This window comes from Streptomyces sp. NPDC051921, assembly GCF_040680975.1.
Taxonomy (GTDB): Bacteria; Actinomycetota; Actinomycetes; order Streptomycetales; family Streptomycetaceae; genus Streptomyces.
Genome location: NZ_JBFAXU010000007.1, coordinates 175,394 through 199,596 on the forward strand (window position 1 = coordinate 175,394; position 24,203 = coordinate 199,596).

Sequence of the window (24,203 nt, forward strand, 5' to 3'; positions counted from 1 at the left end):
GGTTTGCGGGGCGGGCGGGCGCGCCAGAGATCCACCATGTCCACACAGGTGTCCGAAGAGGTACGGGAGGCGCTCCACGAGGGGCGCCCCGTCGTCGCGCTCGAATCGACGATCATCGCCCACGGCCTGCCGCGCCCGCGCAATCTGACGGTGGGCCGCGAGCTGGAGGCCCTGGTGCGGGACGGCGGTGCGGTGCCCGCCACCATCGCCGTGCTCGACGGCGTCGCCCGGATCGGCCTGGACGAGGCCGGTCTGACGCGGATCGCCGAGGACCCGTCGGTGCGCAAGCTCGGCCACCGCGACCTGGCGCCGGCGCTCGCGACGGGGACCACAGGGGCCACCACGGTCTCGGCGACGGCCTGGCTCGCCGACTCCGTCGGCATACGGGTCTTCGCGACCGGCGGCCTCGGCGGGGTGCACCGCGAGTGGGCCGAGACCCAGGACGAGTCCGCCGACCTGCGGCTGCTCGCCCAGGTCGGCGTCACGGTGGTGTGCGCGGGGGTGAAGTCGATCCTCGACGTGCCCGCGACCCTGCAGCGTCTGGAGACCCTGGGCGTGACCGTCGTCGGTTACGGCACGGACCGGTTCCCCGGCTTCTACCTCTCCTCCTCCGGCGAGCCCGTCGACTGGACCCTCCGGACGCCGGAGGCCGTGGCCGGGGTGATGCGCGCCCGGGACGAGCTCGGCGGGCCGCGCTCGGCGCTGGTCGTCGGCAATCCCGTCCCGACCGGGCAGCAGCTCGACCCCGCGCTCCACGACCGGGTCCTGGCGGGGGGCCTCGCGGCGGCGCGGGAGAAGGGGATCACGGGGCAGGCCGTGACGCCGTTCCTGCTGGAGTACCTGACGGTGCACACGGACGGGGCGTCCCTGGAGGCGAACCTGGCCGCCGTGCGGGGCAACGTGCGGCTCGCGGCCCTCGTCGCGGCGGCGGACCGCGACCGGCCGTGAGCGGGTCCGGCGCACTGCTGGTCGTCGGGGACGTCGTCACGGACATCGTGGCCCGGCACCGCACGCCGCTCGCGCCCGCCACCGACACGGCGGCGGAGATCCGGACGCTGCCCGGCGGGGCGGGGGCGAACGTGGCCTGCTGGGCGGCGCGGTCGGGCTGCCCGGACGTGCGGATCCTCGCGCGCGTGGGCACCGATTCCGCCTCCTGGCACGATCTGGCGCTGCGCCGCGCGGGCGTGCGGCCGATGCTCGTCCCGGATCCGGAGGCGCCCACGGCGTCGGTGATCGCCCTGGTCGGCGCGGACGCGGAGCGCACGTTCCTGACGGACAGCGGGGCGGCACTGCGGCTGGCGCCCGACGACTGGACGCCGGAGCTGCTCGCCGGAGTCGCCCGGGTCCACCTGTCCGGCTACCTCTTCTTCGCCGCCCCGAGCCGCGCGACGGCCGCGCGGGTACTGCGCGACGCGGCAGCGGCGGGCCTCCCGGTGAGCGTGGACCCGGCCTCGGCCGGCTTCCTCGCGGACCTGGGCGCGGCGCCCTTCCTGGAGGCCGTGGACGGCGCGGAGTGCCTCCTGCCGAACGCGGACGAGGCCCGCTTCCTGACCGGTCTGCCCGACCCCGGCGAGGCCGCGGCGGCCCTCAGCCGACGCTTCCCGCTGGTCGCGGTCACCCTGGGCGCGGAAGGCGCCGTCCTCGCCGCCGACGGACGGGTGACGGCCCGCGTGACGGCCCCACCGGCTCGCCCGGTGGACTCCACCGGCGCCGGTGACGCCTTCACCGGCGCTTTCCTGGCCGCCCGCGTCACCGGCGCGGACCCGGTCCTCGCGGCCGAGTCCGGCTGCCGTGCGGGGGCGCTGGCGGTGACGGGGGTGGGCGGGCGCCCCTGGGGCAGGCACGGGCAGGGACCGGTCACCCCCTAGGTCATGACCCGGGAGGCGGGCCCTCGCCCCGAAATGCAGGCCCTAGTCCCGAAAGCCCGTCCAGGCCGGGCGCGTGGGGTCGTCCGCGCGGATGACGGCGTCGGCCGTGTCGGTGGGGCCGACCTCCTGCTCGTAGCGCCTGAAGGCGGGCAGGGTCCAGGGCTGGTCGGTGCGGCGGGCGAGTGCGCCGGGCGAGAGGCGCAGGTGCAGCTTCAGGTCGAAGGGGTACCAGTGGCCCAGCAGGAACGGGCCGTGGAGCACGAGGACGCCGCCGGGCGGCAGCGGGACGGCGGGGTTGCGGGTGGCCCGGTCGGTGACGGGGTTCCACAGGTCGGGCAGCACCTTCCCGCTGCCGCCCGGCTCCAGTGGGCCGAACACCTCCCGCCACAGCGCCCCGGTGTCGTACCAGTCGGTGTAGTACGCGTCGGGGTCCTGCTTGCCGTACTCGAAGCGCAGCGAGGCCGGGCGCAGGAAGCCGCCGGTCGCGACCACGAGCACGGACCGTCCGCGCAGCCGCAGCGCGTCGGCGATCCGGTCGGCGAACTCGCCGCCCGGCGCGGCCGGTGCGCCGTCGACGCCCACCTTGAGCCATTCGCTGCCGTCCCCGGGCTCGGCCCGGTCGACGCGGTCGGCCACGGCCTCGGCGAGACGCTCCCAGCTGATCGCTTCGCATCGCATCCGTCCATCCTGCCGCACGGGCTTGACCTTGCCCCTGGCGGCAGGGTTCGAGGATCGGCAGATGAACAGCAGCACGCAGCAGCAGAGCGTCGGGCGGGTCGTCGTCGTCACCGGCGCCGGAACCGGCATCGGCCGGGCCACGGCCCGGGCCTTCGCGGGTCAGGGGGCGACGGTCGTCGCCGTGGGGCGCAGGGAGGGGCCGCTGCACGAGACGGCGGCGGACCTCCCGGGGATCCGGCCGCTGGTCGCGGACGTCACGGCGCCGGGCGCGCCCGAGGAGATCGTGCGCACGGCGGTGGACGCGTACGGACGGCTCGATGTGCTCGTGAACAACGCGGGCATCGCGGCCGGCGGCCCGCTGGGCACCCTGGGCCGTGAGGTGATCGGCCCGCTCCTGGAGACGAATCTCGTCGCGCCGGTCCTCCTCACGCAGGCGGCGGTGCCGGCGCTCGAGACCTCCGGGGGCGTCGTCGTCAACGTGACGACGACGATCGGTCAGCGCGGCTGGCCCGGCAACTCCGTCTATCCGGCGACGAAGAGCGCCCTGGAGACGCTGACCCGCTGCTGGGCGGTGGAGCTCGCGCCGCGCGGGGTCCGGGTCGTGGCGGTCGCGCCGGGTGCGATCGACACGCCGATCGCCGACCACATGGGGCTCGGCCCCGAGCAGCGCAAGGCGATCCGGGACTGGCAGCTGGCACACATCCCGCTCGGTCGGATCGGCCGCGCGGAGGACGTGGCCTGGGCGATCACCGCGCTGGCCGCACCGGACGCCGGATATCTGACGGGCACGGTGCTGCCCGTCGACGGGGGCGCCCTGGTGGCGTGATACGACTGCGCGGGGAGGTGGGGGCCTTGCGCATCGGTGAACTGGCCCGGAGGACGGGGACGACGGCGCGCGCACTGCGCCATTACGAGCAGTCGGGGCTGATCTCCTCGGTGCGCGCGGACAACGGGTACCGGGTGTACGGCGAGGGTGCCGTGGTTCGTGTATCCAATATCCGATATTTCCTGGACGCGGGTCTGACCCTGGAGGACGTGGCCGTGTTCGCCGCCTGCCTCGACGGGAACGTACCCGCGGCGGCGCCCTCCGCCCGGGGCCTGCGGATCGCCCGTGAGCGGCTCGCCGTACTCGACGCGCGGATCGCCGCGCAGACGGAGGCCAGGGACCGGCTCGCCGCCGCCCTGGCCGCCGTCGCGGCGGGCCGGCCCGTGGACACGTCGCGGTCCGGGGCCGACTCGTCGACGGACGACGGCGCTCCCTCGGGCCGCAGCTAGGCGATCGGGAGGCGGACGGGCGCCCCGGGGTCACGCCCGACGTGGACGCCGCGCGACCGGTTCAGGGGCGTCGAAACGGCCGCACACCGGCCGGAGGACGGTCGAGTCGGAGGGGTGCTCGCCGGAGTGGAGGGCCGAGGTCCGGCGCTCAGGACGTGCGGACCGGCTCCTCCAGGACGGCACGGCCCGAGTCGACCGCCTCCGCCAGGGTCAGCTCCCCGCCGGCGAGCGCCCGGCAGGTCGCCGCGTCGGTCCGCAGCCGCGCCTCGGCGTCGCCGGCGGGCCCCTCCCCGTACGTCACCTGCCCCTCGCTCCCGGACCGTACGTGGAACTCCCCCTCGTCCAGGGTCACCTGGACGACCCGCGCCCCGATCCCCTCCAAGGCGGAGAGGAGCGGGATCGCGAACCAGTGGGCGCGGACCGCGTCGGTCGGCCGGGGCTCGTCGAGGGCGGGTGCGCCCCAGGCGGCGAGGGCGCGCAGGACGGGCAGCAGGGCACGTCCACGGTCGGTCAGCTCGTACACGTACGCGGAGGCGGGCGGCGGCAGCCGACGGCGGGTGACGAGTTCGGCGCCCTCCATGTCCTTGAGCCGGCCCGCGAGCATGTCCGTGCTGACGCCCGGGAGATCGGCGTGCAGATCGGTGTAGCGCCGGGGTCCGGCGAGGAGTTCACGGACGATCAGCAGGGTCCACCGGTCCCCGACGACGTCGAGGGCGCGCGCTGCGGCGCAGTACTGGTCGTAGCTCCGGCGGCGGGACTGACGCGCCTGGCGTGACTGAGGTGGCATGCGACGCAGTCTAGACATGTTGTTGGACTTTCCAAGCTCGAACTTGGTAAAACCAAGCATCAACACTTCTGGGGAGGTCGGCGCATGGAGTTCCGGCAGTCGAGCAAGCTGAGCGAGGTCTGCTACGAGATCCGCGGCCCGGTCATCGAGCACGCCGACGCCCTGGAGGAGGCGGGCCACAGCGTCCTGCGCCTCAACACCGGCAACCCCGCGCTCTTCGGCTTCGAGGCACCCGAGGAGATCGTCCAGGACATGATCCGGATGCTCCCCAAGGCGCACGGCTACACCGACTCGCGCGGCATCCTCTCCGCCCGCCGCGCCGTCGTCCAGCGCTACCAGTCGATGGGCCTGCCGGACGTGGACGTCGACGACGTCTACCTCGGCAACGGCGTCTCCGAGCTGATCTCCATGGCCACGCAGGCCCTCCTGGAGGACGGCGACGAGGTGCTGATCCCGGCCCCCGACTACCCGCTGTGGACCGCCGTCACGACCCTCGCGGGCGGGAAGCCCGTGCACTACCTGTGCGACGAGTCCGCCGACTGGTACCCGGACCTCGACGACATGGCCTCGAAGATCACCGACCGCACCCGGGCCGTCGTCATCATCAACCCCAACAACCCGACCGGCGCGGTCTATCCGAAGGAGATCCTCGAGGGCATCCTCGACCTCGCCCGCCGCCACGGCCTGATGGTGCTCGCCGACGAGATCTACGACCAGATCGTCTACGACGAGGCCGTCCACCACCCGGTCGCCACCCTCGCCCCCGATCTGGTCGTGCTCACCTTCGGCGGCCTGTCCAAGACCTACCGGGTGGCCGGGTTCCGCTCCGGCTGGCTGGTCGTCACCGGCCCCCAGGAGCACGCCAAGAGCTATCTGGAGGGCCTGACCATGCTGGCCTCCATGCGCCTGTGCCCCAACGCGCCCGCCCAGTACGCCATCCAGGCCGCCCTCGGGGGCCGGCAGTCCATCCACGAGCTCACCGCGCCCGGCGGCCGACTGCGCGAGCAGCGCGACCGTGCTTGGGAGAAGCTCAACGAGATCCCCGGGGTCACCTGCGTCAAGCCCCAGGGGGCGCTCTACGCCTTCCCGCGCCTCGACCCCGCCGTGCACCGGATCCACGACGACGAGAAGTTCGTCCTCGACCTGCTGCTGCGGGAGAAGATCCAGGTCGTGCAGGGCACCGGCTTCAACTGGCCGCGCCCGGACCACTTCCGCATCCTGACCCTGCCGTACGCGGACGACCTCGACGCCGCCATCAGCCGCATCGGACGCTTCCTGAGCAGCTACCGGCAGTAGCCGAAGGCGGCGCAGAACGGCAGCGGGTCCGAGGGCGTAGCCTGCCCCCGGACCCTTTCGATGCCGCTCCTCTTCACACGCCGGCGCACTTGAGGACCCGGGTCAGTCGTCATTGCGTCGCGTCCTGCCATTGGACCACCGCCGATCGAGAGCTCGGCGGACCAGATTCGAACTGGCATTTCGACGCACCAGGGCCCGGGCCCGGTCGATCCGGCGATGAGCGGCGCATGCTGAATCTGGAGCAATAGTCTGAGATTGATCGCGGTCTGCCTCTGCCTGTTGGGCCACCCCGGCACGGACGAATGCCGGGAGGAGGACTCGAACCTCCACTGGAACCGCGGATTTCACGACAAGGCTCAGCTTCAGCTTTGCGCTCCTCGCGCACCCCGACCGCGCTCGCGGCCGGGGAGTTCATGGGGCTACCCGAAAAGGTAGCCGAAGACGGCGTCGCCGACCCGGCGGTCGGTGACCTCGCTCCCGTTCGCCTCCTCGCGGGCGAACTTCACCGCCTGCTGCAGCTTCTCGACCCGCTCGGTCAGCTCGTTCACCCGCCGGGCGGGCAGAGCGCCGGAGAACTTCACGGTCGTCCAGTACCCGACCGGCACGTCCTCGTAGTACACCTCGACCTGCGCCGGGTGCTTCTCCGTCGCCTCCGCCTTGACGTGGTTGCGCGGCACCTTCTTCGTACGGACCGTGCGGACCGGCTCGGTCTTCCAGGCGTCCGTCGACGGGTCCTGCGTCCAGGACTCGGCGGCGTCGAGCACCGGGAGCTTGCGGACGAAGGTGAGGATGTCCGTCAGCTGCTTCTCCAGGAAGAGCAGGTACGCGACCGGCACGTCGCTCACCAGGACCCGTCCGTCGACGGAGATGTCGGCGCGGGCCTCGCAGTTCGCCCAGTCCTTGGTGGCGGTGACGTCGAAGAGGCGGGTCAGCGTCCGCGCGGTGTCGCGCAACACGTCCTCGGCCTTCACCTGCACCAGCGTCGACTCGGGCGGCAGCTGCTCGCCCTCCTCGTCCTTCGGCTGGTACGTCCGGGCGATGCCGGCCAGCAGGGCCGGCTTCTGCAGGCCGTGATGGGCGGTGGTCAGGTCCTGATGCGCCCGGGACTTGACGCCTTTCTCCACTGCGATGATCTGATTGAGTTTCGTTGCCACGCGATCGACCCTAGGGGTAGGAGCCCGGCGAATCGAACTGTTTTTCCTGCCGGTTGAGAGTGCGAGGAGCGAACCGTCATGGATGCGGCGCTGATAGCCGTCGTCGGGACCCTGCTGGGCGTGGTGACCACCCATTGGTTCCAGGGCCGGGCCGCCGAGCGCACGGCGGCGCTCGCGAGGACCGAGCAGCTGCGCCAGGAACGCATCGCGGTCTACAGCGCGTTCGCGGGCGCGGTCGTCGACTACCGGCAGAGCCAGAACGACCGCTGGTTCAAGGCCCGGCTCGAACCGGGCTCGGCCGGGGCCGAGGAGTCGCGGCACGCCTCGTACGGTCAGCGCACCGCCGCCCGCCAGGCGCTCTTCCGGGTCCAACTCGTCTGCGACGACGCGCGCGTCCGTCAACTCGCCGAATCCGCCTTCGAGACGACCCACTGCATGCACGAGGCGACGGACGACGCCGACCGGACCCGACGCTCGGACGAGGCGAAGGAGGCCCTGGCCCGCTTCGTCGCGGCCGCCGCGCCGAGCGTGCGCTGAGGCGCGGACGGGTAGAAAAGGGCCGTGGATCTCGTCGCCCCGGTCGTGGTCGAACCGCTCAGACGGCGCCGCTGCTCGGAGTGCCACCAGGGGCCGCTGGAGCGGATGATCGTCGAGTTCAACGCGCCCGTCTGCCTGGACTGCGCCGATCTCGGCCACCTCGTCTTCCTGCGCCGCGGCGACACCGCCCTCACCCGCCGTGCCCGCGAGGGCAGTTCGCTGTGGGCGGTGGTCGTCCGCCACAACCGGCGCCGGACCCGGTACGAGCGCCAGGGCCTGCTCGTCGAGGAGTCGGCACTGGTCCGGGCGGAGGCGGCCTGCCTCGCGGACGCCGAGGCCCGGGCCCGCCGCCGGGCGCGGGACGCGGCACGCCGCGCCGACCGGGACGCGGAGGTCACGGCGGCCCTGGAGGAGGAGATCCTGCGGCTCTTTCCGGGCTGCCCGGCCGAGCGGGCGGTACGGATCGCCGTGCACGCCTCTGCCCGGGGCAGCGGGCGGGTGGGGCGCACGGCCGCAGGCCGGGCTCTGGACCGGGGTGCGGTCACGGCGGCGGTGCGCGCCGCCGTGCGCCATGTGGACACCGACTACGACACGCTGCTGATGACCGGGGTGCCGCGTCACCAGGCCCGGGCGAGGGTCGCCCCCGCCATCGAGGCGGTGCTCCGGGCCTGGCGTGCGGACTGAGACGCCTCCGGCGCCATCAGGCCCGCGGTCGTCGTGGCGGGCGCGCCGCGAAGGGCGTGCGCGTCAGACTTCGCCGCCCGCGCGGCGGGCCCGGCGGTAGAGCAGCGCGCCGCCGAGGAGGAGCGCGGCGCTCGCCGGGGCGGCGTAGCCGACGGCGTCGGATCCGGTGCTGGCGAGCGAGACCGAGCTGGACTGCGGGGCCGGCCGGGGCGCCTCCTCGGTGCTGGGGGCGGGCGGCAGGTTGCGGACCGGGGTCTGCGGGCGCGGGGTCGGCGTCTCGGGGTGCTCGCACTCCTCGGACTCGTTGACCGAGGTGTTGCCGAAGGCCGGGTTGCCGATGCCGACGACGTTGACCGAGTTCCCGCTGACGTTCACCGGGAGGTCGACCGGCAGCTGGAGGCCGTTGCCGGAGAGCACGCCCGGAGAGCCCTCGGCGCGGCTCTCGGCGGTCGCGCCACCGCGCGAGCCGGTGTCGGAGGAGCCACCGGCGCGGGGGGTGCCGGGCAGGTCCTTGTGGGACGGGCCACGGTCCTCGGCGCCGTGCCCCGCGGGCTCGGCGGAGCGGTTGGCACAGCTGTTTCCGGCCGCCGGATTGAGCAGTCCGACGACGTTTACGGTGTTGCCGCAGGCGTTCACGGGCACGTGCACCGGCAGCTGAACCGCGTTGCCGGAGCCGACCCCCGGCGAACCGACGGCGGCGCCCTGCGCCGCCGAGTCGGCGTGGGCGGCGCCCGCCGAGAGCGCCAGCGCGCCACCGGTGACCAACAGTGTGGCCAGACCACTTCGGCGAATGTGCCTCATGGCTTCCTGCCTTCCGGATCTCTTCACGGGCACTCGCCCGTACCCGAAATAACGCCGTCCGCGAGGCGGCCGGATCCGACCGTCGCCGTGTTTCACTCCATCGAGGGAGTGTGCCGGGGCGGATCGCGGGGACGACGGCGGCCTGCTCGACGGTCGGCGCGTGGGGTCCGGGGCCGCGCACACGCGGTGCTCCAGGCGGTCGTGACGCGGGGCAGGGGCGCGGCTGGGGACGTCGGCCTCGCCCGCGGCGCGGTCCCGGGCGCCGCCCGCCCTGGGCTCCGGCACGAGTCGTGCCGTCCGGTCACCGCGCCCTGGATCCGCGTCCGCCCGACCGACCCGACCTGGCGGGCGAAGCCTGGACCCTCCGTCGATCGCGTGGTTGACGACCGCGGTGGGCCGATCCTCCGATTGTCGGCCCGCTCGTCCCCCGGCCAGTCGGTCACCCGACGGTCTGTCGGTCACCGGACGGTCTGTCGGTCACCCGACGGCCTGTCAGTCGCCTTCCCGGCCTGTCGGTCACCTGCCGAGCAGATCGGTGATCACGCCGACCGGGTCGGCGTCGGGCGTGCCGCGCGGCCACCAGTCCTCGCGGTCGGTGTCCGACTCGTATCCGTACCAGAGTCCGTCGCGACCGAAGCGGAGCTGGAGGGAACGGCTGGACAGGCGGTTGCGCCAGGGTCGGAAGGCGGGCAGGTCGGCGGCGAGCAGGGCGGGTCGGGCCCGGTCGAAGGGGCCGGCCGGCGGGTCCCAGGGCTCCTCCAGGACCGTCAGTCCCGCAGGGCCGCCCTGGCGCCAGGCGGCGACGGCGCGGGCGAGGTCGGTGGGGGTGCGGTCGAGGGCGTAGGCCAGGTCCCGGTAGAGGGCGCGGGTGGAGGCGGTGAGGCCGGAGCCGGGGTGCGCGGCGGCCAGCCGTACGGCGTCCTGCCAGGGGGTGAGGGCGGCGACCGGGTCGTGCCCGGTGACGAGGAAGGTGTGGGCGCGGGCCGCGGCCTCGGAGGCGAGCAGGTCGAGGGCCAGCGGATCGGGTGCCTCGGGATCGGCCGGGAAGACCGCGGGGCGTCCGGGGTGCGAAGGGGCGGGCAGCGGCGGCGGGAGGTCCGGCAGGACGCGGCCACCGGTGAGCGGGGCGAGCGCGGCGCGGGCCGGAACCGTGGGCAGGGCGGGGGCGGCGCCGGCGCTCTCGGCGGCGGAGCGGGCCGCGTTGCGCCGGGTGAGGGCGGCGAGGATCTCCTGCTCGCCGCGACCGCGCATCAGGAAGAGGACGAAGGGGTCCTCGTCGAGGAGGCGGGCGGACTGGTAGCAGAGGGCGGCGGCGTGCTTGCACGGGTAGCCGTCGTCGGGACAGGAGCAGTCGGGGACGAGGTCGCCGGGGGCGGGCAGGAGTCCGGTGACGGCTTCCAGGGCGTGCGGCACGTCCTTGTCCAGCAGGGCGGCGATGTGGTCGGGCCGGGCGGCGGCCTCGTCGACGAACCGCTCCCAGTCGTCGTCGCCGAGGGTCCGCAGCCGGATCTCGGTGCGGTACGGCCGGGGGCGGCTGCCGTGGACGTAGGCGACGACCCGGCCGGGCGTCACGGTGATCGCGTCGACGTGGCCGCGCTGGGCGTAGGCCTTGCCGCGGGCGAGCCGGGCTGCGTCGAGGGCGGTGTCCTCCAGGGCGTCCACCCAGGCGTTGCCCCACCAGGTGGCGGCGAACCGGCCGTCGGGGGCCTCGCGCGGGGCGAGCTGGGGGAAGGTCCTGCGTCGGTCGTCGTGACGGGGCAGGGCCGCGTGGGCTCCGCCGGAGCGGAGGCGGGCGGTGCGGGGGCGGCCGGGGAGGCGGGGGCCGTCGGGGCTCATGCGGGCCTCCTCAGGGACACCAGGTCGGCCAGTTCGCGGTCGGTGAGTTCGGTGAGCGCGGCCTCGCCGGAGCCGAGGACGGCATCGGCGAGGGCCCGCTTGGCACGCAGCATCTCGGCGATGCTGTCCTCGACGGTGCCCTCGGCGATGAGCCGGTGGACCTGGACGGGCTGGGTCTGCCCGATGCGGTACGCGCGGTCGGTGGCCTGCTCCTCGACCGCCGGGTTCCACCAGCGGTCGTAGTGCACGACGTGTCCGGCCCGGGTGAGGTTGAGTCCGGTGCCGGCGGCCTTGAGGGAGAGCAGGAAGACGGGGACCTCTCCGGCCTGGAAGCGGTCGACCATCCGCTCGCGCTCGGCGACGGGGGTGCCACCGTGCAGGAGTTGGGCGCCGATGCCGCGCGCGGCCAGGTGGTCGGCGAGGAGCCGCGCCATCGTCACGTACTGCGTGAAGACGAGGACGGACCCGTCCTCGGCGACGATCGTGTCGAGGAGCTCGTCGAGCAGGGCGAGCTTGCCGGAGCGGCCGGTGAGCCGCAGGGCGCGCGCCCCGGCCCGGGGCCGGGCACCGGCGTCGGGCACCGGCTCCTTTAGGTACTGGGCGGGGTGGTTGCAGATCTGCTTGAGCGAGGTCAGCAGCTTCATGATCAGTCCGCGTCTGGCCATGCCCTCGGCGCCCTCGATCTGCGCCATCGTCTCGCGTACGACCGCCTCGTACAGCGTGGCCTGCTCGCGGGTGAGGGCCACGGGGTGGTCGGACTCGGTCTTGGGCGGCAGCTCGGGCGCGATCCCCGGGTCGGACTTGCGGCGGCGCAGCAGGAACGGCCGGACCAGCCGGGCGAGGCGGTCGACCGCCTCCTGGTGCTCGATCTCCTCGTTGTTCTCCACGGCGCGGGCGTGCCGGGAACGGAAGGCCTTGAGGGGGCCGAGGAGGCCCGGGGTGGTCCAGTCGAGGAGCGCCCACAACTCGGAGAGGTTGTTCTCCACCGGGGTGCCGGTGAGCGCCACCCTGGCCGGGCTCGGGACGGTGCGCAGCGCCTTGGCGGTCGCCGAGAAGGGGTTCTTGACGTGCTGGGCCTCGTCGGCGACGACCATGCCCCACTCCTGTGCGGCGAGCTGGGGTGCGCTGGTGCGCAGCGTGCCGTAGGTGGTGAGGACGAAGCCGCCGTCGAGTCCTTCGAGGGAGCGGTCGGGGCCGTGGAAGCGGCGGACGGGTACGCCGGGCGCGAAGCGCCGGATCTCCCGCTGCCAGTTGCCGAGGAGCGAGGCGGGGCAGACGACGAGGGTGGGCGCCCGGTGGGCGCGGCGCAGGTGGAGGGCGATGAGGGTGACGGTCTTGCCGAGGCCCATGTCGTCGGCGAGGCAGCCGCCCAGGCCGAGGGAGGTCATGAGGTCGAGCCAGGCCAGACCGCGCAGCTGGTAGTCGCGCAGGGTGGCGTCGAGGCCGGGGGGCGGGGGGATGTCCTCGGGGCCGGCGAGCAGCCGGTCCCGCAGGGCGGCGAGGGCGCCGACGGGGACGGCGGGCACGGTCTCCCCGTCGACCTCCGCGGTACCGGTGAGGGCGACGGCGAGCGCGTCGACCGGTTCGAGCAGGCCGAGTTCGCGCTTGCGGGCCTTGCGGACGAGGTCGGGGTCGACGACCACCCACTGGTCGCGCAGCCGGACGACGGGGCGGTGGGCCTCGGCGAGGAGGTCCATCTCCCGCGCGGTGAGGGGGTCGCCGTCGAGGGCGAGCTGCCAGTTGAAGCGGAGCAGCTCCGTGCTGTCGAAGAAGGCGGTGCCGTCGGTGGCGGAGCCGGGAGCCGAGCGGGCGGGCCGGACCACGGCGGAGGCGCTGAGGGAGCGGGCGAGGTCCCGGGGCCAGTGCACGGCGACCCCGGCGTCGGCGAGGCGGGCGGCGGCGGGGCCGAGCAGTTCGTACAGCTCGTCCTCGGACACCGAGAGGACGTCGGGCACGTCCCGCTCCATGAGGCGGCCGAGGGGCGGCCAGACCCGGGCGGCGCGGCGCAGGGCGAGGACCGCGTCGATCCGGGCGCGCGGCCCGAAGTGCTCGTCGCCGTCGCCGGCCCAGAGGGCGGCGGCGTCGATGACGAGGGTGGGATCGGCGAGGCTGTGCACCTGGAGGAGAGCGGCGGCGGCCTGCCGCTCGGCGCCGCTGCCGTCACCCGCCACGTCGAACAGCTCGTACCCGGACAGGTCGAGGCGGAGCGAGACCCGGACGCCGGCGTCCATGCCGGCGGCGGCCTCGGCGGCCCAGGCACGCGCGCGGGGCAGGTGCCGGGCCTCGCGGGCGGCGAACGGCGCGCCGACCGCGTGGGGCGCCGCGGGCGTGCGGGGCAGCGTGTCGGCGACGGCGTCGAGGAAGGCGCGCACCAGCGCCTCGGGCTCGGGCAGCCGGAGCGGGCCGCTGCCGGGCACCGGCACGGCGTGCGCCTCGTACGGCATGGCGGCGGCGATCGCCCGCAGATGGGCGATGTCCTCGGCGTCGAGCGGTCCGGCCCGCCAGGCGTCGTGGTCGTCGGCGGTGAGCCCGGGCAGCAGGCGCCCGCGCGCGATCAGGTGCAGGGCGTGCAGGGCTGCGGCACCCCAGCAGGCGGCCGCGGGGTGCGCCGCCGGGTGGTGCCGGGCGGCGACCAGGTGGGGCAGGGCCTCCGCTACGGGCAGCAGGACGGCGGGCACGGTCCGGGTGCGCGCCCCGGTGCCGTGCCGGCGGACGACGGTCAGCTCGCCCCGTTCGGCGGATCCGGGCGGACCGGGGGCGTCGTCCTCGTCCGGCCGGGTGCCGGGCAGGGGCCCGCCGTCGGGGCACCAGAAGGCGACCCGGCCGTCCCGTGGCAGGGCGGCGGGCAGGAAGACGGCGGCGCTGCCGAACAGGGCGAAGGTCACGGCGCTGCTCACCTCCCGGTCCGCGACGGATTCCGACTGGATCTCCGACCTTACGGGTGGGGTCTGACAATGCCGTCCACCGCGCTTCCCCCGAGCGGCCCAACGGAACATGACAGCCGGACGCGGAGGCGGCACTGTGGCGGGGAACAGGCTTCGGTCGCGATCATGCCGCGGCCGGCCGCGCCCGAAAGACGAGGATTCCGCCATGTCCCTTCACCGGCGTCTCACCATCGCCAGCGGGGCCGTCCTGCTCTCGCTCGCCGTCGCGGGCTGCTCGGGTCTCGGCCGCACCGCGGTGGGCACGATCTCGTACGAGACCGGGCGCGAGCTCGTGGTGACGGTGACCAGCCCCTCCGTGAAGGGCTGCCACCGGCTGGCGCCCACGGGCGTGACGCGGGTCGAGAACCACTCGCTGCTGGACATCCAGATGTACCGGACCCGGGACTGCCGCGGCAAGGACCCCATCTACGTGGCCACCAACACCAGCGACCAGATCGCGCCGGGCACCCTGCCCTGGCGCAGCTACAGCATCATCCACTGAGCGGGGCGGGCCGGGCGAGCACCCAGGTGCCGTCCCGCGTCAGACAGCGGTCGACGGCGAGTCCGGCCGCCGCGAGGTGGCCTTCGAAGGCCGCGGGGGTCAGGCGCCGGGACAGGAAGGTCTGGGTCCAGCGCGCGTCCGGGTAGAGGTACTCTGCGAAGACCCGGTCGACCCCGTCGCCGACCGGTTCCGCGGACAGGATCCGCACGGTGCAGCCGCTGGGGTCGTGCCGTTCCCGCGGCAGGTCGTCGTGGTAGTCGGCCCCTTCGCGCTGGATCAGGACGCGGCCGTCCTCCTTCACGTGCCGTCGGCAGGTCTCCAGGAGCCCCTGCCGGGTCCGGTGGTCGGCGGTGTGGACGAGGAACGAGCCGAGCACCACCGCGTCGAACCGGCGGGGCAGCCGCAGCGCCTCGATGGGGCTCCGCACGGTCTCCGCGCCCGGCGCGCGCTCGGCGACCGCGGCCAGCATCTCGGCCGACTCGTCCACCGCCGTCACGGCGAAGCCGCGGGCGGTGAGGGGCCCGGTCACCCGGCCCGCGCCGCTGCCCAGTTCGAGCAGGGTGGCGCCGGGCGGCACCGCGGCCGCGATCACGTCGGGTTCGACACCGGCCGACAGCCTGCGGTAGAGCTCGACGGCGCAGCCGTCCGGGGTGATCGGACCCGGCCCGGTGCCCTGGTGCCCGTCGCGTGCGGTCATGCCCTCTCACGTCCTCTCGTCGAGCGGCCCGTCGCGGGCCGGCGGCCGGCCCGGGACGGGCCTTTCGGATCGTGTGTCGTGGGTGGATGCTGGAAGTGCCACGAGGTCTTCGGGGCCCTCACCCGGGAGATGCGTCATGCGGACGGGCAGTGAACCGGCGACCGCGCGCAGTGCGCTGCGGCTGCGGTTCTGGCTGAGCCTGTGGGGGGTGCTGTGGGCCGCCTTCGGTGCGACGGTGTTCGCGCTGGTCGAGCGGCCGGGCTGGGCGGCGGCGTGCGGCGTGCTGTTCGTGGTGGCCGCCACCGACCTGGTCATGGTCACGCGTCACATCCGGCAGGGCCCGCACTGGCAGCCGGGGCGTGACGTCCCCCCGTACGAGCCGGATCACGGCGGCCGTGGCCGCTGACGCCGGGGGCGCGGGCCGCGCGGCACACGGCGTGCGTCAGTCGGCCGTCGTGTCGAACCGGGCCGCCTCGAGGTACTCCGGCTTCGGGTCGAGCGCGGCGGCGAGGCGGAAGTGGCGGGTGGCCTGCTCGGGGCGGCCGGAACGCTGGAAGGTGCGGGCGAGCGCGAAGTGCGCGAACGCGTTGTCCGGCTCGTGGTCCACGATGTGCTGGAACTCGCGCTCGGCCCTGCGCAGTTGGGCGGACGCGAAGTACGCGCGTGCCCGCAGCAGGCGCGCCGCCCTGCTCTCCGGGTGCGCCTCGATGAGGGAGTCCAGCAGCTTGATCGCACCGCGCGGATCCCGAGCCTCGAGCAACTGCTCGGCCGCGCGGAAGGCGATGACGTGCGTCTGCGGGTTCGGCTCGGGCACGCTGGCATCCTTCCGTCGCTGCGGTGGTGCAACATCGGACCGGGCGGCGGTATTCCGTACGTCGTACGGGCCCGCCCGGCCCTGCGCGATCCCTACCCATCCCGGCGCGCGAACGATCTGCGCCGGCCTACCGGCTTTCCGCGGCCCGCTCCCGCAGCTCTTCCCAGATCTTGCGCACCTGGGGCTCCAGGGCCTCCAGCGGACCGTCGTTGTCGACGATCAGGTCGGCGACGGCGCGGCGCTGTGCCCGGGTGGCCTGCGCCGCCATGCGGGCGCGGGCCTCGGACTCCGTCATGCCGCGCAGCCGGACGAGCCGGTCGAGCTGGGTCTCCGGGGCGGCGTCCACCACGACGACCAGGTCGTAGAGGGGGGCGAGGCCGTTCTCGGTGAGCAGGGGGACGTCGTGGACGACGACGTCTCCGGGGCCGGCGAGGCCTTCCAGCTCGGCGGAACGCGCGCCGACCAGAGGGTGGACGATCGCGTTGAGAGCGGCCAGCCGCTCGGGGTCGTTGAAGACGACGGAACCGAGCTTCGGCCGGTCGAGGGTGCCCTCGGGGGTGAGGACCTCGGAACCGAACTCCGCGACGACGGCCGCGAGCCCTGGCGTGCCGGGCTCCACGACCTCGCGGGCGATCCGGTCGGCGTCGATCAGTACGGCTCCGTAGGAGACGAACAGCCGGGACACTTCGCTCTTGCCGGCGCCGATTCCACCGGTCAGACCCACCTTCAGCATGAGCGGCAGCTTAGAACCCGTGACCGGGCCGCTACGCGTCGCCCTCCCGTTCGGCCAGGAAGCGCTCGAACTCACGGCCCAGCTCGTCGGCGGAGGGGAGGTCGACCGGCTCGGCGACCAGGCTGCCGCGGGTCTCGGCGCCGGCCACCGCGTCGTACTGGTGCTCAAGGCCCTGGACGAGTGCCGTCAGCTCCTCGTCGCCCTCGCCGATCTGGCGCTCGATCTCGGTCTGGGTGCGCCGCGCCTCGGTGCGCAGGGCGTGCGCGACGCCGGGCAGGACCAGGCCGGTCGCGGCGGTGATGGCCTCGAGGGCGGTCAGGGCGGCGTCCGGGTACGGGGAGCGGGCCACGTAGTGCGGTACGTGGGCGGCGACGCCGAGGGTGTCGTGGCCGGCCTCGGTGAGGCGGAACTCGACGAGGGACTCGGCGCTGCCGGGCACCTGGGCCTCGTCGAAGGGGCTGCGGTGGCCGGGCATGAGGTCCGTGCGGCTGCCGTGCGGGGTGAGGCCCACCGGGCGGGTGTGCGGGACGCCCATGGGGATGCCGTGGAAGTTGACCGAGAGGCGGACGCCGAGACGCTCGACGACCTGGCGCACGGCGGCGGCGAACCGCTCCCACTCGACGTCCGGCTCCGGACCGGACAGCACCAGGAAGGGCGCGCCGGTGGCGTCCTGGACGATCCGCACCTCGATGGAGGGCGTCTCGTAGGAGGTCCAGCGGTCGCGGCGGAAGGTGAGCAGGGGGCGGCGGGCGCGGTAGTCCACGAGCCGGTCGTGGTCGAAGCGGGCCACGAGCTGGTGCGGCAGGGTGTCGAGCAGGCCGTCGATGATCTGCTCGCCGGTCTCACCTGCGTCGATGTAGCCGTCGAAGTGGTAGAGCATGACCAGCCCGGCCGACTCCTGCGCCAGGGCCATGTCCACCACGGCCAGGCCCTTCTGGTCCCATTCGTACAAATCCTGGGGATCAAGCACGATTTCCGCTCCTCCTCGCGTTCTTCCAGCACAACGCCGGGCGGTGCACCGCCATTCCCGCCTCCGTGGCGAAATGGCCGCGGGGAGAACCGCGGGGAGGCCGCGGCGGGGAACGACCGAGGCCCGCCTCCCCGAAGGGAGACGGGCCTCGTCGTCAGCTACTGGAGCTCAGCGGAGAGCCGGATTCAGCTCTGGCCGCCGGCCAGCTTCTCGCGGAGGGCAGCCAGGGCCTCGTCCGACGCCAGGGCGCCGGAGTTGTCGTCCGACTCCGAGGAGTACGAACCACCGGAGACACCCGCCGGGGCACCGGCCGGAGCGGCGGCGCCACCCTCGGCAGCGGCGGCCTCGTCGGCCTCGCGGGACTTGATGACCTGAGCCTGGTGCTGCTCGAAGCGCTGCTGCGCCTCGGCGTACTGGGTCTCCCACGCCTCGCGCTGGGCCTCGTAGCCCGGCAGCCAGTCGTTGGTCTCGGGGTCGAAGCCCTCGGGGTAGATGTAGTTGCCCTGGTCGTCGTAGGACGCGGCCATGCCGTACAGGGTCGGGTCGAACTCGACCGAGGCCGGGTCGGCACCGAAGGACTCGTTGGCCTGCTTCAGCGAGAGGCTGATGCGACGACGCTCGAGGTCGATGTCGATGACCTTGACGAAGATCTCGTCGTTGACCTGGACGACCTGCTCCGGGATCTCCACGTGGCGCTCGGCCAGCTCGGAGATGTGGACCAGACCCTCGATGCCCTCGTCCACGCGGACGAACGCACCGAACGGAACCAGCTTGGTGACCTTACCCGGAACGACCTGGCCGATCTGGTGGGTACGGGCGAACTGCTGCCACGGGTCCTCCTGGGTCGCCTTCAGCGACAGGGAGACGCGCTCGCGGTCCATGTCCACGTCGAGAACCTCGACGGTGACCTCCTGGCCGACCTCGACAACCTCGGACGGGTGGTCGATGTGCTTCCAGGACAGCTCGGAGACGTGCACGAGGCCGTCGACGCCACCCAGGTCCACGAAGGCACCGAAGTTGACGATCGAGGACACGACGCCGGAGCGGACCTGACCCTTCTGGAGGGTCGTGAGGAAGGTCTGGCGAACCTCGGACTGGGTCTGCTCGAGCCAGGCGCGGCGGGACAGGACCACGTTGTTGCGGTTCTTGTCCAGCTCGATGATCTTCGCCTCGAGCTCCTTGCCCACGTAGGGCTGGAGGTCGCGGACGCGACGCATCTCGACCAGGGAGGCCGGGAGGAAGCCGCGGAGGCCGATGTCGAGGATGAGACCACCCTTGACGACCTCGATGACGGTACCGGTGACGATGCCGTCCTCTTCCTTGATCTTCTCGATGGTGCCCCAGGCACGCTCGTACTGGGCGCGCTTCTTCGAGAGGATCAGGCGGCCTTCCTTGTCCTCCTTCTGGAGAACCAGGGCCTCGATCTCGTCGCCGACCTTGACGACCTCGTTCGGGTCGACGTCGTGCTTGATCGAGAGCTCGCGGCTCGGGATGACACCTTCGGTCTTGTAACCGATGTCGAGCAGGACCTCGTCCCGGTCGACCTTCACGATGACGCCGTCGACGATGTCGCCGTCGTTGAAGTACTTGATCGTCTCGTCGATCGCGGCGAGGAAGGCTTCCTCGTTACCGATGTCGTTGACCGCAACCTGCGGGGTGGTGGCGGTGGTCTCGGTGCTGCTCGTCATGTGGGAAAGGGCTCCGGTACGGACATGAAGTCGTAGGTACTGCTACGCCGAGAGCCCGTATCGCAGCTGAAGAAGCCGGACAGCCAAAGAAACGCCTTACCCGACGAACGGGGGGCGCCTCGAGAACCGAGGGGACATACAACAGATGCGAGCGCGGCCTGCTCCGTCTGAGGCGCGCAGGCCCGCAGCGCAACCTTTAGCATACGGGGGCGGCCGGACAGGGTCAATGCGCGAAGCGCACACCCGGGGCGGATCGCCGCATATCCGGCACAACTCGTCTCGGCCCAGGCCATCCTGGGCGCGGACGACCGCGTCGCATCTGCGTGCGCGGCACTGAGCGCAAACTACATCGACGGGCGAGATGAACCAAGAGTACGGACAGGAAGACGGCCCCGAGGACGAGGCGGAGGCGACCCGGCGTGACGCGGGGGACGCGGAGAGCAGCCTGGCCAGCCGGGGATGGTGGGACCGGAACGCCGACGAGTACCAGAGCGAGCACGGAGCGTTCCTGGGGGACGACCGGTTCGTCTGGGGGCCGGAGGGCCTGGACGAGGCGGACGCGGCGCTGCTCGGGCCGGCCGGCTCGCTGAAGGGGCTCGACGTCCTGGAGATCGGCGCGGGCGCGGCGCAGTGCTCGCGCTGGCTGTCCGCCCAGGGGGCCCGGCCGGTCGCCCTCGACCTCTCCCACCGGCAGCTCCAGCACGCGCTGCGGATCGGCGGCGACGTTCCGCTGGTGGAGGCGGACGCGGGGGCGCTGCCGTTCCGTGACGGCGCCTTCGACCTGGCGTGCTCGGCGTACGGCGCGGTGCCGTTCGTGGCCGATCCGGTACGGGTCTTCCGCGAGGTGCGCCGGGTGCTGCGGCCGGGCGGCCGGTGGGTGTTCTCGGTGACGCACCCGATCCGCTGGGCCTTCCCGGACGAGCCGGGTCCCGAGGGGCTGTCGGTGGCGGCCTCCTACTTCGACCGGACCCCGTACGTCGAGCAGGACGAGCGGGGCCACGCGGTGTACGTCGAGCACCACCGGACGATCGGGGACCGGGTGCGGGACGTGGTCGCCGGCGGCTTCCGGCTGCTCGACCTGGTGGAGCCGGAGTGGCCTGCCTGGAACAGCCAGGAGTGGGGCGGCTGGTCCCCGCTGCGGGGGAACCTGATCCCGGGCACGGCGATCTTCGTCTGCGAGCGGACGGACGACTAGCGAGCGGGCGACGAGCCGGCGTCGAGGGGGCGTCGAGGGGGGCGGGGGCGGGGATGCCGGCAGAGCCCTGCATCCCCGCCGTGTACCCCTCTCCCCCCGTACCCCTCCCCCGCACCCCTCGCGCCCCCGCGCTTCCCATTAGTCATATGAATCGGTGGGGGCTGTGGACAGCCGGACGCACCGGGTCGCCCCGGCGTACGAGACTTGCCGTGTGATCCGACACGACGCGCTCGACCGTCTTCCCGTCCGCCATGCCGTCCCCGAGCTGCTGACCGCGCTCGAGGAGCGCGGCACGGCCGTGCTGCACGCCCCGCCCGGGACCGGCAAGACCACGCTGGTCCCGCTGGCCCTCGCGGGTCTTATAGGGGACGGGCCGGAGCACCGGGTGCTGGTGGCCGAGCCGCGCCGGATGGCGGTGCGGGCGGCGGCGCGGCGGATGGCATGGCTGCTCGGCGAGGACGTCGGTGGGGCCGTCGGCTTTTCCGTGCGCGGGGAGCGGCGGGCCGGGCCCGCGACCCGGGTCGAGGTGGTGACCACGGGCGTCCTGCTCCAGCGGCTGCAGCGCGATCCGGAGCTGGCCGGGGTGGACGTGGTGCTGCTCGACGAGTGTCACGAGCGGCATCTGGACGCGGACACGGCGATGGCGTTCCTGGTGGACGTGCGGGCGGCGCTCCGGCCGGAGCTGAAGCTGATCGCCGCGTCGGCGACGAGCGACGCGGAGGCGTGGGCCCAGCTGCTCACCGTGCTCGACGGGAGCGGGCCCGCGCCGGTCGTGCGGGCGAGGGGCGAGGGACACGGTTTCCTGGTCCGTTTCGCCGCGCCGCCGGCCGGGATCCGCCCTTCTCACGGCACGTGGGTGGACCCGGCGTTGCTGCGCCATGTGGCGGCGACGGTTCGGCTGGCGATGGACCGGCATGAGGGCGACGTGCTGTGCTTCCTGCCCGGCACGGGCGAGATCGCGCGGACGGCCGGGCTGCTCGCGGATCTGGACGCCGAGGTGATGCAGCTGCACGGCCGGGCGCCGGCGGCGGTGCAGGACGCGGTATTGAGAGGCTCCGAGCCCGGCGGGCGGCGTCGGGTGGTCCTGACGACGTCGGTGGCGGAGTCCAGTCTGACCGTGCCGGGGGTGCGGATCGTGGTGGACTCCGGGCTCGCGCGGGAGCCGCGGACGGACCATGCGCGGGGTCTGGGTTCACTGGCCACGGTGCCGGTGTCGACCGCGGCGGCGACCCAGCGGGCCGGCCGCTCCGGCCGCGAGGCGTCCGGGGTGGCCTACCGCTGCTGGGCGGAGGCCGAGGACGGCGGCCGGGCCCGCTTCCCCTCCCCTGAGATCAGGATCGCGGACCTGGCGGACTTCGCCCTGCGGGTGTCCTGCTGGGGCGACCCGACGGCGGCCGGGCTGGCGCTCCTGGACCCGCCGCCCGCCGGGGCGATGGCGGCGGCCCGCGCGGTGCTCACGGCGGTCGGCGCCGTGGACGACGACGGCCGGGCGACCGACCGTGGGGTGCGGATGTCGCGCCTCGGCCTGCACCCGCGGTTCGGCCGGGCGCTCCTCGACGGCGCCGCCGAGGTCGGCGCCCGACGGGCGGCCGAGGTGGTGGCGCTGCTGAGCGAGGAGCCGCCGCGGGAGTACGGGGACGATCTGGCGGCGGCGTGGCGTGAGGCGCGCCGGGGCGGCGACGGGTACGCGGCGCGCTGGAAGGCGGAGGTGCGGCGCCTGGAGCGCTCGGCCGGGGACGAGCAGGCCGCCGCCGGCGGGGGCGGCCGGGCGGGGGACGGGACGGCCGGGGACGACGAGGTGGCCGGTCTGGTGACGGCGCTCGCCTTCCCGGAGCGGGTGGCGCGGGCCCGGGAGCAGGGCGGGTATCTGATGGTGTCCGGCACGGGGGCGCGGCTCGGTGAGGGTTCGCGGCTCGGCGCGGCCGGCCGGTGGCTGGCCGTGGCGGTGGCGGACCGGACGGCGCAGAGCGCCACGGCCCGGGTGCGGCTCGCGGCCGTGGTGGACGAGCGGATCGCGCGGTGGGCGGCGGGCCGGCTGCTGAGCGTGGGCGAGGAGGTCCACTGGGAGGACGGGGACGTGGTGGCCCGGTCGGTGGAGCGGCTGGGGGCGGTGGAGCTCACGGTCCGCCCGCTGCGGGACGGGGCCGATCCGGAGCTCGTGCGGCAGGCGCTGCTCGACGGGCTGGGCCGGGAGGGCACGGCGCTGCTGCGGTGGGGCAGGGACGCCGAGGAGCTGCGGCGGCGGCTGGCCTTTCTGCACCGGGAGCTGGGCGAGCCGTGGCCGGACGTGTCGGAGGAGGCGCTGCTCGGCCGGGCCGGGGAGTGGCTGGAGCCGGAGCTGTCCCGGGCGCGGCGGCGCGCGGATCTGGGCCGGATCGACGCCGGCGAGGGACTGCGGCGGCTGCTGCCGTGGGCGACGGGCGAGGCGGGACGGCTCGACGAGCTGGCGCCCGAGCGGATCGAGGTGCCGAGCGGATCGCGGATCCGGGTGGAGTACGACGGGGAGCGGCCGGTGCTCGCGGTGAAGCTCCAGGAGATGTTCGGGCTCGCCGAGACGCCTCGGGTGGCGGGGGTGCCCGTCCTGGTGCACCTGCTCTCCCCCGCCGGCCGGCCGGCCGCCGTGACCTCCGACCTGGCCTCGTTCTGGCGGGAGGGGTACCGCGCGGTGCGGGCGGAGCTGCGTGGCCGCTATCCCAAGCACCCGTGGCCGGAGGACCCGTCGGCGGCGGAGCCCACCCGGCACACCAGTGCCCGGCTCAGGCGGGAGCGGTGAGTGGGCAGGGCCCGGTCTCCGGTCCGGGGTCGGTGCCGGTCGCGGGTGCGGGGCGGCGGGAGCGGGCTTCGAGCCAGAGGGAGAGGGCGAGCAGGAGGAGGGCCAGGACGGTGAAGCTCCACGGGAGATAGGAGACGAGCATCAGCACCATCAGACGGTTGCTCTTGACCAGGTCGACGACGTAGACGATGTAGTCCTCGCGCATCTTCACGTGGCCCGCGAAGACGGTGACGGTGTCCTGGCCCATGAGGGCGCGGGCGTTGCGGAGCTCCTCCTGGTGGATCTCCTCGCCGTTGACGGGGGCGCCGGTGACGGGGTCGATCCAGAACATGCGCTTGGTGGTGTACCAGCGGGTGAGGCCGGTCTTGGCGAGGAGGTCGGGGGTGATGCCCTGGACGGGCATCGTCTTGGGCATGGGCACCTTGGTCCACGGGACGGTCTGCTCGAAGTAGTAGACCTCCAGGCCTCGGAAGGTGCGGGTGCCCTTGTAGTGGATGGGGGCGGAGGTGCGGGTCTGGGCGTCGAAGTACTGGTAGTCCCGCTTCTCGGTGAGGAAGGGCCACTTGAACTCGATGCCCTCTCGCCGGACCGGGTCGCCGTCGACCATCTCGCCGGTGGCGTGGACGGGGTCCTGGGTGTGGGCGTCGAAGATGTAGCGCTCGGGGATCTTGGAGACCATCTTGCCGTCGGGGCCGAGGACGTAGGAGAGGGAGTCCCAGACGACGACGTCGCGACCGGCGTCGGCCTCGATCCTCTTCGACTCCTCGACGTTGCCCTTGAGCGTCTGGACGATCGTGATCTTGTCGACCTTCTCGGACGTGAGCGTCCCGTAGTTGAGCAGGGTGGCCGGCTTCGCCTCCAGGACCGTCTCCTGGTACTGGTTCGGGGGGATCTTGGCGAGGCGCGGGAAGGCGTACCAGCGCAGGGTGGGGGCCATCGCGGCGAAGAAGACGGCGAAGGCGAGCAGGACGAGGCTGGCTCGGCGGCGCAT

Annotated in this window: 23 protein-coding genes; 11 read left to right on the forward strand and 12 right to left on the reverse strand. The window is 73.8% G+C overall.

What is annotated here, in order from left to right; all coding sequences use genetic code 11:
- The first annotated feature begins 36 nt into the window (after positions 1-36).
- Complete coding sequence (locus AB0M16_RS12120; protein WP_365341617.1) at positions 37-948, forward strand: pseudouridine-5'-phosphate glycosidase; 912 nt, start codon at positions 37-39, stop codon at positions 946-948.
- Entirely contained in the window at positions 945-1,868 is a 924-nt protein-coding gene (locus AB0M16_RS12125; RefSeq protein WP_365341619.1) for a sugar kinase, read from the forward strand. Before AB0M16_RS12120 ends, AB0M16_RS12125 begins: the two co-directional genes overlap by 4 nt.
- Before the next feature lie 42 nt (positions 1,869-1,910).
- On the opposite strand, the gene AB0M16_RS12130 is transcribed toward AB0M16_RS12125, so the two are convergent.
- The gene (locus AB0M16_RS12130; RefSeq protein WP_365341621.1) at positions 1,911-2,546 is read right to left on the reverse strand and encodes a uridine kinase; all 636 of its coding nucleotides are present in this window, start codon (positions 2,544-2,546) and stop codon (positions 1,911-1,913) included.
- A 61-nt stretch (positions 2,547-2,607) separates the two neighbouring features.
- Between AB0M16_RS12130 and AB0M16_RS12135 the strand changes: the two genes are divergently transcribed.
- Positions 2,608-3,372: an SDR family oxidoreductase gene (locus AB0M16_RS12135; protein ID WP_365341623.1), complete on the forward strand. Its 765-nt coding sequence runs from the start codon at positions 2,608-2,610 to the stop codon at positions 3,370-3,372.
- A 26-nt stretch (positions 3,373-3,398) separates the two neighbouring features.
- Positions 3,399-3,821 (forward strand): MerR family transcriptional regulator, encoded by a 423-nt coding sequence (locus AB0M16_RS12140; RefSeq protein ID WP_365341625.1) that lies wholly within the window; start codon positions 3,399-3,401, stop codon positions 3,819-3,821.
- Positions 3,822-3,969: 148 nt separating this feature from the next.
- Here AB0M16_RS12140 and AB0M16_RS12145 read toward each other — a convergent pair whose 3' ends face one another.
- Complete coding sequence (locus AB0M16_RS12145) at positions 3,970-4,608, reverse strand: helix-turn-helix domain-containing protein (RefSeq protein ID WP_365341627.1); 639 nt, start codon at positions 4,606-4,608, stop codon at positions 3,970-3,972.
- An 84-nt stretch (positions 4,609-4,692) separates the two neighbouring features.
- Between AB0M16_RS12145 and AB0M16_RS12150 the strand changes: the two genes are divergently transcribed.
- Entirely contained in the window at positions 4,693-5,904 is a 1,212-nt protein-coding gene (locus AB0M16_RS12150; RefSeq protein ID WP_365341629.1) for a pyridoxal phosphate-dependent aminotransferase, read from the forward strand.
- 419 nt (positions 5,905-6,323) lie between these two features.
- Here the strand turns inward: AB0M16_RS12150 and AB0M16_RS12155 are convergent, their stop codons facing one another.
- A complete protein-coding gene (locus AB0M16_RS12155) occupies positions 6,324-7,058 on the reverse strand; it encodes a hypothetical protein (protein ID WP_365341631.1) in 735 nt (244 codons plus the stop codon).
- 78 nt (positions 7,059-7,136) lie between these two features.
- Between AB0M16_RS12155 and AB0M16_RS12160 the strand changes: the two genes are divergently transcribed.
- Positions 7,137-7,595, forward strand: a complete 459-nt coding sequence (locus tag AB0M16_RS12160; RefSeq protein ID WP_365341633.1) for a hypothetical protein — start codon at positions 7,137-7,139, stop codon at positions 7,593-7,595.
- 24 nt (positions 7,596-7,619) lie between these two features.
- Positions 7,620-8,279: a DUF2293 domain-containing protein gene (locus tag AB0M16_RS12165; protein WP_365341635.1), complete on the forward strand. Its 660-nt coding sequence runs from the start codon at positions 7,620-7,622 to the stop codon at positions 8,277-8,279.
- A 63-nt stretch (positions 8,280-8,342) separates the two neighbouring features.
- Here the strand turns inward: AB0M16_RS12165 and AB0M16_RS12170 are convergent, their stop codons facing one another.
- The 3 genes from AB0M16_RS12170 to AB0M16_RS12180 form a co-directional block, all read right to left on the reverse strand.
- On the reverse strand, positions 8,343-9,080 hold the full coding sequence (locus AB0M16_RS12170) for a chaplin (protein WP_365341637.1): 738 nt from the start codon (positions 9,078-9,080) through the stop codon (positions 8,343-8,345).
- 516 nt (positions 9,081-9,596) lie between these two features.
- Positions 9,597-10,916: an SWIM zinc finger family protein gene (locus tag AB0M16_RS12175; RefSeq protein WP_365341639.1), complete on the reverse strand. Its 1,320-nt coding sequence runs from the start codon at positions 10,914-10,916 to the stop codon at positions 9,597-9,599.
- Positions 10,913-13,813, reverse strand: coding sequence for a DEAD/DEAH box helicase (locus AB0M16_RS12180; protein WP_365341641.1), 2,901 nt, complete (start codon positions 13,811-13,813; stop codon positions 10,913-10,915). Before AB0M16_RS12180 ends, AB0M16_RS12175 begins: the two co-directional genes overlap by 4 nt.
- 193 nt (positions 13,814-14,006) lie before the next feature.
- Here AB0M16_RS12180 and AB0M16_RS12185 point away from each other — a divergent pair, with 193 nt between their 5' ends.
- Positions 14,007-14,342 carry a hypothetical protein gene (locus AB0M16_RS12185; protein ID WP_365341643.1) on the forward strand — a complete coding sequence of 112 codons (336 nt, stop codon included), beginning with the start codon at positions 14,007-14,009 and terminating at the stop codon, positions 14,340-14,342.
- Here AB0M16_RS12185 and AB0M16_RS12190 read toward each other — a convergent pair.
- The gene (locus AB0M16_RS12190; protein ID WP_365341645.1) at positions 14,332-15,039 is read right to left on the reverse strand and encodes a class I SAM-dependent methyltransferase; all 708 of its coding nucleotides are present in this window, start codon (positions 15,037-15,039) and stop codon (positions 14,332-14,334) included. The two genes, AB0M16_RS12185 and AB0M16_RS12190, sit on opposite strands and share 11 nt — an antisense overlap.
- A gap of 136 nt (positions 15,040-15,175) precedes the next feature.
- Here AB0M16_RS12190 and AB0M16_RS12195 point away from each other — a divergent pair, with 136 nt between their 5' ends.
- Positions 15,176-15,445 (forward strand): DUF6343 family protein, encoded by a 270-nt coding sequence (locus AB0M16_RS12195; RefSeq protein WP_365341647.1) that lies wholly within the window; start codon positions 15,176-15,178, stop codon positions 15,443-15,445.
- A 36-nt stretch (positions 15,446-15,481) separates the two neighbouring features.
- Here the strand turns inward: AB0M16_RS12195 and AB0M16_RS12200 are convergent, their stop codons facing one another.
- The 4 genes from AB0M16_RS12200 to rpsA all read right to left on the reverse strand — a co-directional run bounded on the left by AB0M16_RS12200 (position 15,482) and on the right by rpsA (position 19,244).
- A complete protein-coding gene (locus tag AB0M16_RS12200; RefSeq protein WP_365341649.1) occupies positions 15,482-15,853 on the reverse strand; it encodes a tetratricopeptide repeat protein in 372 nt (123 codons plus the stop codon).
- 127 nt (positions 15,854-15,980) lie between these two features.
- On the reverse strand, positions 15,981-16,586 hold the full coding sequence (gene coaE / locus AB0M16_RS12205; RefSeq protein ID WP_365341651.1) for a dephospho-CoA kinase: 606 nt from the start codon (positions 16,584-16,586) through the stop codon (positions 15,981-15,983).
- Positions 16,587-16,617: 31 nt separating this feature from the next.
- Positions 16,618-17,556: a PAC2 family protein gene (locus AB0M16_RS12210; RefSeq protein ID WP_365341653.1), complete on the reverse strand. Its 939-nt coding sequence runs from the start codon at positions 17,554-17,556 to the stop codon at positions 16,618-16,620.
- A gap of 185 nt (positions 17,557-17,741) precedes the next feature.
- Positions 17,742-19,244, reverse strand: a complete 1,503-nt coding sequence (gene rpsA, locus AB0M16_RS12215; RefSeq protein ID WP_345489430.1) for a 30S ribosomal protein S1 — start codon at positions 19,242-19,244, stop codon at positions 17,742-17,744.
- 361 nt (positions 19,245-19,605) lie between these two features.
- Between rpsA and AB0M16_RS12220 the strand changes: the two genes are divergently transcribed.
- On the forward strand, positions 19,606-20,439 hold the full coding sequence (locus AB0M16_RS12220; RefSeq protein WP_365341655.1) for a class I SAM-dependent methyltransferase: 834 nt from the start codon (positions 19,606-19,608) through the stop codon (positions 20,437-20,439).
- 211 nt (positions 20,440-20,650) lie between these two features.
- Positions 20,651-23,212 carry an ATP-dependent helicase HrpB gene (gene hrpB / locus AB0M16_RS12225; protein WP_365341657.1) on the forward strand — a complete coding sequence of 854 codons (2,562 nt, stop codon included), beginning with the start codon at positions 20,651-20,653 and terminating at the stop codon, positions 23,210-23,212.
- On the opposite strand, the gene AB0M16_RS12230 is transcribed toward hrpB, so the two are convergent.
- A complete protein-coding gene (locus AB0M16_RS12230) occupies positions 23,196-24,203 on the reverse strand; it encodes a DUF3068 domain-containing protein (RefSeq protein WP_365341659.1) in 1,008 nt (335 codons plus the stop codon). The two genes, hrpB and AB0M16_RS12230, sit on opposite strands and share 17 nt — an antisense overlap.